The organism is Flavobacterium sp. (genome assembly GCF_035292545.1).
In the GTDB taxonomy this organism is placed as follows: Bacteria; Bacteroidota; Bacteroidia; order Flavobacteriales; family Flavobacteriaceae; genus Flavobacterium.
This window is the reverse complement of the sequence record NZ_DATDPV010000019.1, coordinates 44,240-56,344: the sequence shown is the minus strand read 5'-3', so window position 1 is coordinate 56,344 and position 12,105 is coordinate 44,240. Positions and strand designations below refer to the sequence as shown.

The following is a 12,105-nucleotide window of genomic DNA, read 5'->3' as shown; positions in this document are numbered from 1 at the left end:
ATAGCAATAATCAAGTACCATCATTAAAAAAATGACGGCACTAATTAAAAGCAGCGTGTTTTTAATAAATTTTTTCATTAAAATTGAAAATAAATAAATTCTGAAACTTGTGAAAATACGCCAAATAAAAATATACTCAATATTATAAGCAATAATTTTAAATTTTTAAAATTGCCAGTGATAGGATGAATACTTTCTCTCGAATTCCATTCTATAATTATAAACACGCTTACTAAAAAAAGCACTTCAGAGGAATACCTGTCAATTGTTAAATATTCAAAACCTCCGTCAAATTTAAAAGCAAAAACATTTTTTATGTACTTTAAAGCATCCGATATCGTTTTGGATCTAAAAAATACCCATGCCAAACAGGTGAGTAAAAAGGTACTTAATATACTTGCTATTACTTTTAACGAATTGAAATCCCGCTTCAAATGGATGGTGTCCATATTCGACCGATTTTTATTTAACAACAAAAGTGGCAGAAAGTATAGCGCATTTATAAATCCCCAGGCAATGAAGGTCCAGTTGGCGCCATGCCAAAAACCACTCAATAAAAATATGACAAAAACATTTCGAATTTGTTTGAATTTACTTCCTTTACTGCCACCTAATGGAATATACACATAATCACGAAACCAGGAAGACAGCGAAATGTGCCAGCGGCGCCAAAATTCAGCTATGTCTCTCGAAAAATACGGATAATTAAAATTGCGCAACAAGTCCAGTCCGAATAACTTTGAAGTTCCCAGCGCAATATCAGAATAACCTGAGAAATCACCATAGATTTGAAAAGCAAAATAGATTGCACCCAAAAATAAGGATAGCGAATTCATCGATTCATAATTGTCAAATATGGCATTGGCATACATCGCACAAGTATCGGCTATAACCACTTTTTTAAACAATCCCCAAACAATCTGGTAAATCCCTTCTTTAGCCTGATTGTAATTAAAACTTCTTTTAACTTTTACTTGCGGCAATAAATGGGTGGCTCGTTCTATAGGCCCAGCTACCAATAAAGGAAAATAACTGACAAATAAGGCATAATCTATAAAATTGTGTTCCGCTTTTATTTTATTGTTATAGATGTCTATGATATAGGATAATCCATGAAAAGTATAAAACGAAATGCCTACGGGAAGAATTAGGTTCAATAGCACCGGACTAACATTAAAACCAAAGCCATGTATGAAACCAGCGAAAGAAACCGCAAAAAAATCGTAGTATTTAAAAACCCCTAGAAAACCCAGATTAATCCCCACACTCAGCCAAAACCAAAACTTCCGCATGCCTGGATTCGCACTGTTTTCTATTTTAATCGCAGTAAAATAATCTAAAAAGGTGGAAAACAACAATAATAATAAAAAACGCCAGTCCCAACAGGAATAAAAATAATAACTCGCCAGAATTAGCAGGGTGTTTTGTGCTTTTTTGGAGGTATTGAATACAAACCAATAGAGACAAAAAACGATAGGTAAGAACAAGGCAAAGGATAACGAATTAAAAAACATACTTAAATTAAAATTGAATTACGGTTAAGGAGTTAGATTTTTGTTGCTTTTAAAATTCGTTCAGTAATTTGCAGGAAATAATTAATAATCAATTAGTTTGAGATATTGCCGAACCATATTTTCAAGGGATAAATCTTTTACTTTTTCATTGTTTGAAGAAAAATCATTGATTGCATATTCCTGAATCGAAATCTTAAATAAAATCTCTTTTAATTGGTCTATTTCAGAAACTTCATATAAAAATCCATTGGTATTATTCTCTACTAATCCTAAAACATTTCCATAATTTTTAGTGGTTATAACAGGTAAATTACTAAGTAAACTCTCAACAACTGAATAACAAAAGGTCTCCCCATGACTAGGGTGAATGAGGTAATCATAGTTACAATATAACTCATGTAAATTAGCGACATTTCCTTTAAAAATAAATATATTTTGCAAAGAAAATTCCTGAACCATATTTTTTAATGTTGCTTCATAGTACCCATCACCGTAAATATCAATTATAAAATTGATATCCATATCTTTTTTTAATAAAGCTACTGCCAAAATCAAATCTTGTATTCCTTTGTCCTCTCTTAGGTGTGATGCCGTTATGAAATGCTTATTTGAATTAAATTGTGATTTTTTCTTAAATTTATGAATCTCTAAACCATTAAAAATCACAATTGTCTTTTTTTGTATTGGATTGCCAAATTCGCTGATTAATTCGCTAATCGAATATTTAGAAACACATACAAAAACATCAGTGTAGCGGGCATATAAAATCCCTTTGATTCGTTTAATGATTTTCTTTTTTAAAGCATAACCTTGCAATGGTCTCGGATTATGATCGACGGCGATGGTTTTGGAAGCTTGCTGTTTTTTGACCTTTTTAAAAAACGAAGTGCACAATTCTAAAAAATGCGTAATCACTACATCAAATTGTGAAAGGTTTTGTTTACTGTAGGAAATAAAAATAGATTCTAAAGAATTATCATTTGCAGGAATAATCGTCAGATTATCATAGTTGCCATGATGGGCAGCATTGGGAAAAAACCAGATTACTTCATGTCCTAAACTTTTACAGGCGGTATCAAAAAGCCAAAAAAAACGATCCATACCGCCCACACGATCAGGCAGGAGATGATAATTACATATTACAGCTATTTTTTTATTTTTCTTCATCCGCACATTGATTTTAATACTTCAGCTATGCGCGCACTGGTTCCTAAAATGGGTTTGCTGATCTCAAGATTTAGCAACCTTTTTTGCTGTGATTCTTTGTAATCTGGCGTTTGCAGACATTGATTTATGGAAGTAATAAGTTCATTCTCATTAGTCACAATAACCACTGCATCACTTTGTAAAACATGATTGATATGCTTGTATTTTAAAAATTTTTGGTCCATATATAAACCATTTTCTTTATTGCCAAATACAGTATTTATAACCGGTTTGCCAAAAATCATGGCATCCAGACTCATCGTCGATAACATATTAATATTAACATCACAAAAAGCTAATATAGATTTCAAATCATTTACATCTTGTACAGAAGGAATACGCTGTGACCAGGCTTCCTGGTGATTCGATCGGGTAAGATTCCAATCTGGATAATTCCAACGGATAAAAGGATACTTCTCTTTTATAGCTGCAAATCGGGTAGGTTCCTCAGCGGGAGACGTACGAACCAATAAATTCACTTTTTTTATTAATTTAGATTCCAATATGGCTTTTGCAATCAATTCAACATATAGAGGATCATTTTTGCTGGTGGAAACATCGCCACAGCTAAAAAAAAGCGTAGGAATCTCTTTTTTCAACTGAAACCGTTCTAAGTACTGTTCTCTGTTTATTTCATATCCTCCCATGACATAGGGTTCAAATTGAGGGGTACCCACAACTTCTATCTGGTCTTTGTTAATTGACTTATAAAAGTGGTTTAATTCTTCTTTCATCAAATCACTCCAAACCAAATAATAATTAAAATTACCTGCCATTCTTCCTTTGGATGCTAAATTATCCCAACTGAATATAAAAGTGGCTGTTTTAATTTTTAATTTTTCAGCAGCATAAATTAAAGGAGCAATATAAGGAGGCCGCTGGTGTGTGAAAAACAATAAATCTACTTTAAAATCCTTTAGAAGGGTACGGTATTGGTTTGTAACCTCGTTATTTGAAAAGCTTGCTTGTTGTATGGTATTATAGCCTTGTATCCACGATTCTGAATTAAAATATTTTGTCCAGAAAAAAAGAAATCGGGTCGCAAAACCCCTGACTGTTTTTGAGGATGAATTGTTTTTCAACAAATTACTTTGAATTCCGAAATTCCCTTTAGCATGCAATTGCAAATGTGCTAATTCTTTGGATTTTCTAAAAAACCAGGTAAAAAAGGATTCCTCAAAAACAGCTAATTCAACAATGGTACAATCCAAAAACAACCCATCATAAGCACTTTTAGGAAGACAGGAAAAAACAATAACTTCATCAAAAGTTTTTTTTGTCTGCTCAATAAAATTGCTCAATATAAAATTTCTATAACCGACACCATCGGTAATAACAACCCCAATGCTTTTTTTATACTCTTTTGGCATAATTCAATTTAAATATTTTTTTTTTTGACAAAACTATTATTTGTCTTTTCTTTATAGTAAATGTGATTATTTTAGAGCTAATGATTCGGATCTTTTTTAAATAAATTTATAAATTTATCAGCCACATACTCTTCTGTCATGGCCATAGATTCATAAGTGGCTCCCGCAATATGCGGGGTGATAATTACATTATAATTTTCTTTTGCCAAAAGTACTAATGGGTTTGAAGAAATAGTACTGCCATCCAGTTCCTTTTCTAAAACATCAACGGCAACTCCTTTTATTTTTCTCTGTTTAAGCAATTGCGCTACTGAATTTTCATCCCAAACACCACCTCTTGAAGTGTTAATCAACATAGAATGGATTTTAGCATGTGATAACAATTCTTTGTTGACAAAATTTTCATTTTCAGCATTGTAAGGGATATGAATGGTCACAATATCGGCCCAACTAAATAATTCTTCCGGGGTTTGGAAACTTTGATGAGGTGTTTTGATGTTACAAATATCAAAATACCCCACTTCCATTTCAAAAATTGCTGCAAATTGAGCCACTTGTTTGCCAACCCTTCCCAGTCCAAGAATGCCTATTTTTTTCCCTTTTAGATTATTCCCCTTAAACAAATTTCTATTCCATTTTCCCTCTTTAACATGGGTGAAAGAGGAGGGTATTTTTTTAATTAAAGATAATAATAATGCCCAGGTATGTTCTGCTGTTGAAGGAATGGAAGACAAAAAATCCGTTTCCCCTTTTAAAGATATTATTTTTCCGCCTCTCTTTTCGAAATAATTCACATCGACATGATCTAATCCGGTAGTTGCAGACAAAATATATTTTAATTGGGGTGCGTTTTCAATTATTTTCCTGTCAATCTTAAATCGAAGTCGGACAAAAAGCACCCCAACATCAGATAGCTTATCCATCAAAAGTACTTTATTATTGATGTCCGCAACTTCTACCTCAAATTTTTCTTTTAAGTTTGAAATGGCTAGACTGCTAAAGTCTTCAGATTCCGTTATTAGTAATTTCATCTTTCCACTCCTCATATAATAACGTTGCTAATTTAAAATCTCTCTTACTATCAATATTAACTAACCATTCCGGATTCATTATATAGGCCCTTTTATTGGAAACCATAAAGGATTGTTCTTCAAAAAAAGCTTTGGTTCTTACGGCATAAAAACAGCCATTTCTATAATAAACCGGTTTCAGATCCTGACGCCTCAAAGTTTCTCCATCAGCTAAAAAGGGAACCATAACCCCCTCTTCTGATAAGTTATACATTCGGGCAGGGTGCATATCATCCATAGGTACCACACTGATTACGCCATCTATTGTCATATCTTCCGCTAACATTGTTATAACGTTATCTAAATCTTTGCCAGTCCTTAAAGGAGCAGTGGGTTGCAGCAATACAATAACATCAAACGTTTCTTGTAAGGCTTCATAAACATGATTCACAGCAGTAATTACATTACTGGTATCTTCCGCAAGGGAAGAAGGTCTTATTATAACTTCCGCACCAAATTGACGGGCAATAGTTGCCGTTTCTTCTGAATCTGTAGAAACGATAAGTCTTTTAATATTTTTAGCACTTTTAGCACAAGCTATTGCATGAGCGATTAACGGCCGATCACCCAATACTCTGATGTTCTTTCCCGGAACACCTTTAGAACCCCCTCTGGCCGGTATTACAACTAAAATTCTCATCTAATACATAATGGTTTTATGGAACTGTAAGGGCAATTTTAGTAATAATTCCGCTATTTGACTGCCTGCTTTTCCTTCACCATAAAGAGTGGACGAACTGAATTTTCCATTTTTTATAGATTGTACAATAGCAGCTTGTATTTTCTCTTGACAATAATCCACATCCATACTATTGCCGCCCCGGTCTCTTCTGTTTTGGCGGGAACCTATATTTACAACAGGAACACCCAAATAGGCACATTCCCGAATGCCTACACTTGAATTGCCTATAAGACAATCGCTGTGTTGCAACAATTGCAAAAAATCTTTACCTTCCATATTCTTAAAAAAATGAACTTGGGGCAACTGGTGTTGTTCCCTGAAGGCTCTAATTCCGGTGGAAGTACCATCGGCTCCGGCATCCACATTGGGCCAAAACCAAAGGGTGGGTTTGTTTAATGTATGAATGGCTTCCAGCGTCGCTTCAATATGTTTTCTGGAATCCTGATATTCTGTCGTTACAGGATGTTGCATGACTACCAAATAACCATTCGCCAAATCGGGTTTTGCCCCGACACCACCATATTTTTCATACGGGTTAAAAGGGAGCGTTTTACTGAGTAACACTTCTTCGGCCAAATCAATGGATGGACAGCCGGTATTAAAAACCATTTTAGGGTCTTCACCTAGTTTAATTACCCTTTCTTTAGCGCTTTCTGAAGCGACAAAATGATAATCAGCTAATTTTGTAATGGCGTGACGGACTTTTTCGTCAATGTTTCCTGTTACTTCACCGCCCTGAATATGTGCCAAAGGAATATTCATATAAGAAGCGGCAATGGCTGTGGCCATCGTCTCGAATCGATCCGCTACGGTTACTACAATATCAGGTTTTAAGTTATCAAATACGGTAGATAACTCTAAAATACCAATGCCTGTTGTTTTGGCAGCTGCCGTTAAATTTTCACCTTCCAATACATTAAACACGCGTGCTGCAATGGTAAAACCATCTCTTTCAATATAATTGACCGCCGAACCATATCGGTCTAACAAAGCAGATGCCGCTACAACCAATTGCAGCTCCAAATCAGGATGTGCCTGAATGGCTGACAAAACGGTTCTCACCCGACTGTAAGAAGGGCGCGCAGTAATGACAACGGCTATTTTTCTTTTTGGCATTTCTCGTTTTTTATTCTTGGGTTTAAAAGTAGGTAAAAAAGTGGAAACAGGAAAATTTACCGCTATCGTTTCCTCTTTCTTTCCTCAACCCTAAAGGGTGGAAAAATATATTCGAGCTTTCCTTTTTCTTTCCCCGCCCTAAAGGGTGGAAAAAGGAAAACAACATCTCGTTTTATAACTAGTCTCACAATTTTCGGCTCCCTTTAGGGAAGGGGAAAAACGAAAATTTATGATACTGATGTTATAAACTCCTTGATTTTATTAATAACTTCCGGTAATTTCAATAGTACTTCTTCATTTGTAAATCGAATCACTTGTAATCCTTGAAATTCGATAGTAGCGGTTCTTTCTTTATCCAAAACTTGCTGCTCTTCTGCAAGATGATACGCTCTATCTATTTCAATGACTAATTTTAGTTTATGACAATAAAAGTCGGCAATGTATATATTTATTGGATGTTGTCTTCGAAATTTATAACCATCCACTTGATTATTTTTCAAAGCTAATCATAGTAATTCTTCTGCCTTTGTTGGATTTTTTCTTAATTTTATGGCATTAGAAAAAATCTGCGAGGGAGCTCCTTTCCACATATTATCTGGTTCGAATGGATTTCTTTTCATATTTAGATAATATTTGTTTTTTTGTAGGAATATGTAATTACTTTCCTTTTTCTTTCCCCGCCTGAAGGGGTGGAAAAAGGAAAACAACATCTCGTTTTATAACTAATCTCCTAATTTTTCGGCTCCCTTCAGGGACGGGGAAAACGAAAATTTGCGCCCTTTTAGTTTTTCCTTTTACCAGTTCTAAAGGGTGGAAAATATATTCAAGTTTTCCTTTTTTTTCCTGCCCTAAAAGTTGTAAAAAGGAAAACAACATCTCGTTTTATAACTAATCTCGCAATTTTCGGCTCCCTTTAGGGACGGGGAAAAATGAAAAAATACTTTTGTGCTAACAAAACTTCTTACACTCACTTCTCACTTCTTATCAAAAATCCTCCTCATTCAAAAAATCCCATTGCCTTAAATCTCTTTTAAGAGCTTTCCCCAAAACAGTATGAAACAGCAAAGCATCCATTCCATATCCTTTTGGTTTTTTTGCTTCCAGATCGTCAAACGTCAACACATGTCCTTTGGGTAGATCTTTATTGACCGCCAGTGATTTCTCAAAAATAGTTTTTAACGCACTATATTGCTCATTTTTATTTTTATCAATTGGGTGTTGCAGTGCCGTATAAATTTCATTGGCAGCAATTACCAGTTCGGAAACTTCGGGTATCGTTAACGATGACTTACTATCGGGACCAAACATATTCCGATCAAAAACCACATGGAATTCTAATATTTCCGCTCCTAAAGCAACTGCAGCGATGCCGGTAGCGATGGTAGCTGAATGATCTGAAAATCCGACAGGAACTTCATAGCGTTCTTTCAATTCATTAATAACATTTAACCCATATTGCTCAGGTTGTGTTGGATAGGATGTGGTACATTGCAATAAGGAAAAGGAGACCTTTCTGTTCCTCAAAAAAGCAACGGCAGTGTCCAATTCTGCATAACTGCTCATTCCGGAAGATACAATTACGGGTTTTCCGGTTTGTGCGATTTTCTCCAACAACAATAAATTGGTCACTTCTCCGGAACCTATTTTATACTGCTTTACACCTATTTCTTCCAACCAATCCACCGCCTGATTACTGAATGGGGAGCAGATAAAATCCAATCCGACCTCATCACAATGTTTTTTGATTCCGTGCCATTGTTCTAAAGTAAAACCCATACGCCGCCAATACGCCATTCGGGTAGCATCTTCCAATGAAAATTGGACTCTGAATGGCTCGTAGTCACTGCTTTCAGCTTCTGCAATATGCATTTGAAATTTGATGGCCTGCACCCCGGTTGTGGCTATAGCATCGATATAGGAATGCAAGAGTCCTAAACTTCCTTCATGGGCTTGGCCGATTTCGGCGATGAGATAAGGTTTCATATGAGTTGTATTAGGTATATTGTACTTTTCTGCCTTTTTTTATTGAAATGAAATTTATTTTTACAGTTATAATCTAATTGTAAATGTAATTGTTCTCAAATCATCAGCTATTTTATAGGCATAATTTGTATCTCTGTATTCATATAAAATTTTCTTCAAAATAATATCGTTAACAATTTTCATACTTATATAAGGCTGAGTTTGCCTTTTGAGTATTTTTTTTAAAAAGTGTTTTGCCGATTTGTGGTACATCTCTTCTTTTACTGTTACACAAAGTACTATATTTTTATAGGTCCTAATTTGTTCGTTAAAAAAATGATAAATCTGTGCATGAATATTTTTTAATTCAATAGTTAGCATTGGATTTTCAATAAAACGCTGTTCCTCTTCTGTCACAACACTTCCAAAACTAGGCTGTCTATTGGGTATAACAAGTTTATTATTTATATTATTAAAATAATGCTGCTGGTTAATCCTTTTGATATTATACAAATGTGGACTAACACTCATTTTTCTATCATTATAAGAATTGTATATAACATGCCAATTATGATAAAAATAAGTTTCTTTATTATTAATAATTTCGTAACCGGCATTGGCCAAACGGTTGTATAAATCAACATCTTCCGCTCCATAAAAATGGAAAAACGTATCATAACCCTGCACTTTTTCCAAGGCTTTTTTACTAACTAAAATCATCCCGTTAATAGTACCATAATGTTTAGGCTTAAGTGCTTCAAATTGAAACGGTTTTGTCAGTTGCAAAGAGTTTTGCTTGTCTAAATAACCCAATTTAAAAAGATTGACTTTGTCGGGATGTATTATTTTTTTAAAATAAGCTATGGTATTTGGACTAAAAATCAAATCAACATCAGCAATAAAAACGTTAGCAGTTTTAACTTTCTTAATGCCATAATTTAAGGCTTTGCTTTTATTCCATAATAAAGTACGGGCATGAATATAATAATAGGTAGCAAAAGAATAGCTCTCAACTAACGTTTGTATGGCTATAGCCAATTCCTGTTCAGAGCCATAATCAACAAATATGACTTTAAATGATGGATCACTCTGAATCTGAAGTGAATCCAATGATGCTTTTATCCTTGACAATTCGCGATTACGATAGGCATATACAATAGTAACCATAGACTTTATTTATAATTTTTCAATACTTTTTTTTAACTGACCCATGGATAAATAGTCCTTCAAATCGTCTCTATTGAGTTCAAGTCTAGATCTTTTTTCTTTCCATAAAAGATACATATCCGTTATCAATTTTTCTATGCCGATACTGTCATCTGCCTCTGCCCAATAGGGATAATCATTGCCTAACAACCGCTTAGATTCACTATAATAGGGCCCTAGTAATAAAATAGCTTTATTAGCAATCACACAATGTGGGAATTTTGCTGGTAAAAACGGACTAATCTCTGATTTGGATTCTAATATGACATTGACACTCGCCTGATTCTGCAATCCTAAAACTTCCTTAAAAGGAACATTTTGATTTATGAACGTAAGGCCTGAGATTCTGGATTCATATTGTTTTATAGTGGCTTTATGATAATTGCCCCGACCAATAAGCAAAAGCTGGGTGTCCTTTATAGCCTCGGGGTTTCTTTTTAAAAACGATTGGTAGGCATCAAGTAGGAATTTGGGATTACGCTGTTTCATTAAAGTCCCAGCGTGCAAAATGGTGAAGGCGCCTTCCTTGAAATAGGCGGGTAATTTGGAATCACTTAAAGCATATTCCATCAATTGATGCGGAATAACAACACCTGTTTTTAAAAAATCAGGAAAATAACTCCCCATCCATTCTTTTAATAACAAACTGGGAAAAGCCGAATATTTCGCTTTGTTTGAAACAGCTAAAAAAAAATTCTCTTTTTGCTTATATCCAGGTTGAATCCAATTATAAGGTCTTGGATAATAATGAAAAGGATAGGGATCATGAATATAAGCCATCCATTTAGAATGCCATTGTGGGAACTTTAATAACGCATAATGGGGTCTGAAACTGGAGCCTTTGCTTAATGTAATTACCAAATCAGGCTCAAAATTCACCTCTTTTCTTACTGCTTTTACGACACTGTAAGTATCATTAAAAAAAGTAAAGGAGAAACCAAAAAAACCTTCCAAAAAAGGATTTAGATTAATACCGGTCCAACGTGAAAAAAGCCGCTGTAGGCGACTTAGCAAATAAATGCCATTTCCTTTCTTTTCGAGGATGGAAATGCATTTCATATCCGCTAAGTGAATTTCTTTTTGAGTATAATGATATACTTTGAGTTGAAAACCAGCCTGATTCAGATTAGTGATCAAAGCTACATTGGCTTTAGAACCACTACTGTCATTGACATTAATAGAATCAACAACAATCAATATTTTTGATATGTTTTTCAAACAATTAGTATTTGTGAGAAATTCTTGGTCATACATCTTTCAGCTCTTTAAAGTTTTCATTTACAAACAAAGCGTCTGTTCTGGAAGCGTAACCTTTGTTCGTATATTCAACATCATAAAATCGGACCATATTAAATCCTTTTTCTGACAAATAATTATAGATATCTCCAAATGAAGATTGTCCTATATAGTTTTCGTAAAAAAATATCTCAACAAAAATAAATTGAATTTTATTTTCATCCAACATTTTAGACGCTCCTTTTAGTACATTTAATTCATAACCTTCAGTATCTGTTTTTAAAAGGTTTATATTATAAATATTATTTTCCTCACAATAAGCATCTACTGTAATGATATCAACCAAATAATTATCAATTATTTCAGACTGCGTAAATGCTCTTCTAAGGAAGGAACTTATATGACTCCATGAATACTCATTAAATTCCAAACTGCCTTTTTCAGAACCAACTGCCTGATTGTTTAATACTATTTTTTTTACTTGACCAAATTGCTCTTTCAAGATTTTAAAACTTCTTTTACTTGGCTCAAAACTATGTAAATTTGATTCTGGAAAAATGGATTTAATCTTCTCAATAGTCTGTCCTTGATTGGCACCAATATCAAATATCATTGGATTGTTGGCTACTCTGGATTTTATGGCTAAAAATGGATTTTCATTTAATAAATTATTTTTATTCAGTTTACTGATTTTATAACCCAGCTGGTTTAAAACACTTTTAATATTTTTTTTCATAATCTCA

Annotated in this window: 11 protein-coding genes; all 11 read right to left on the bottom strand. The window is 34.0% G+C overall.

Annotated elements, in window-relative coordinates; translation table 11 throughout:
- Positions 1–77: 77 nt before the first annotated feature.
- Positions 78–1,514: an MBOAT family O-acyltransferase gene (locus VI621_RS03005; RefSeq protein WP_324216914.1), complete on the bottom strand. Its 1,437-nt coding sequence runs from the start codon at positions 1,512–1,514 to the stop codon at positions 78–80.
- 81 nt (positions 1,515–1,595) lie between these two features.
- Positions 1,596–2,681 carry a glycosyltransferase family 4 protein gene (locus tag VI621_RS03000; RefSeq protein ID WP_324216913.1) on the bottom strand — a complete coding sequence of 362 codons (1,086 nt, stop codon included), beginning with the start codon at positions 2,679–2,681 and terminating at the stop codon, positions 1,596–1,598.
- The gene (locus VI621_RS02995) at positions 2,678–4,090 is read right to left on the bottom strand and encodes a hypothetical protein (protein WP_324216912.1); all 1,413 of its coding nucleotides are present in this window, start codon (positions 4,088–4,090) and stop codon (positions 2,678–2,680) included. Before VI621_RS02995 ends, VI621_RS03000 begins: the two co-directional genes overlap by 4 nt.
- Before the next feature lie 77 nt (positions 4,091–4,167).
- A complete protein-coding gene (locus tag VI621_RS02990; RefSeq protein ID WP_324216911.1) occupies positions 4,168–5,121 on the bottom strand; it encodes a D-isomer specific 2-hydroxyacid dehydrogenase family protein in 954 nt (317 codons plus the stop codon).
- Positions 5,096–5,800, bottom strand: coding sequence for an acylneuraminate cytidylyltransferase family protein (locus VI621_RS02985; protein WP_324216910.1), 705 nt, complete (start codon positions 5,798–5,800; stop codon positions 5,096–5,098). The genes VI621_RS02990 and VI621_RS02985 overlap by 26 nt, the downstream gene beginning before the upstream one ends.
- Complete coding sequence (neuC, locus tag VI621_RS02980) at positions 5,801–6,958, bottom strand: UDP-N-acetylglucosamine 2-epimerase (protein WP_324216909.1); 1,158 nt, start codon at positions 6,956–6,958, stop codon at positions 5,801–5,803.
- A gap of 227 nt (positions 6,959–7,185) precedes the next feature.
- The gene (locus VI621_RS02975) at positions 7,186–7,458 is read right to left on the bottom strand and encodes an endonuclease domain-containing protein (RefSeq protein WP_324216908.1); all 273 of its coding nucleotides are present in this window, start codon (positions 7,456–7,458) and stop codon (positions 7,186–7,188) included.
- 484 nt (positions 7,459–7,942) lie between these two features.
- A complete protein-coding gene (locus VI621_RS02970; protein WP_324216907.1) occupies positions 7,943–8,941 on the bottom strand; it encodes an N-acetylneuraminate synthase family protein in 999 nt (332 codons plus the stop codon).
- A 66-nt stretch (positions 8,942–9,007) separates the two neighbouring features.
- Positions 9,008–10,087, bottom strand: a complete 1,080-nt coding sequence (locus VI621_RS02965; RefSeq protein WP_324216906.1) for a glycosyltransferase family A protein — start codon at positions 10,085–10,087, stop codon at positions 9,008–9,010.
- A 9-nt stretch (positions 10,088–10,096) separates the two neighbouring features.
- Positions 10,097–11,344, bottom strand: a complete 1,248-nt coding sequence (locus VI621_RS02960) for a UDP-glycosyltransferase (RefSeq protein WP_324216905.1) — start codon at positions 11,342–11,344, stop codon at positions 10,097–10,099.
- Positions 11,345–11,372: 28 nt separating this feature from the next.
- Entirely contained in the window at positions 11,373–12,098 is a 726-nt protein-coding gene (locus VI621_RS02955) for an FkbM family methyltransferase (RefSeq protein ID WP_324216904.1), read from the bottom strand.
- Positions 12,099–12,105: the final 7 nt, after the last annotated feature.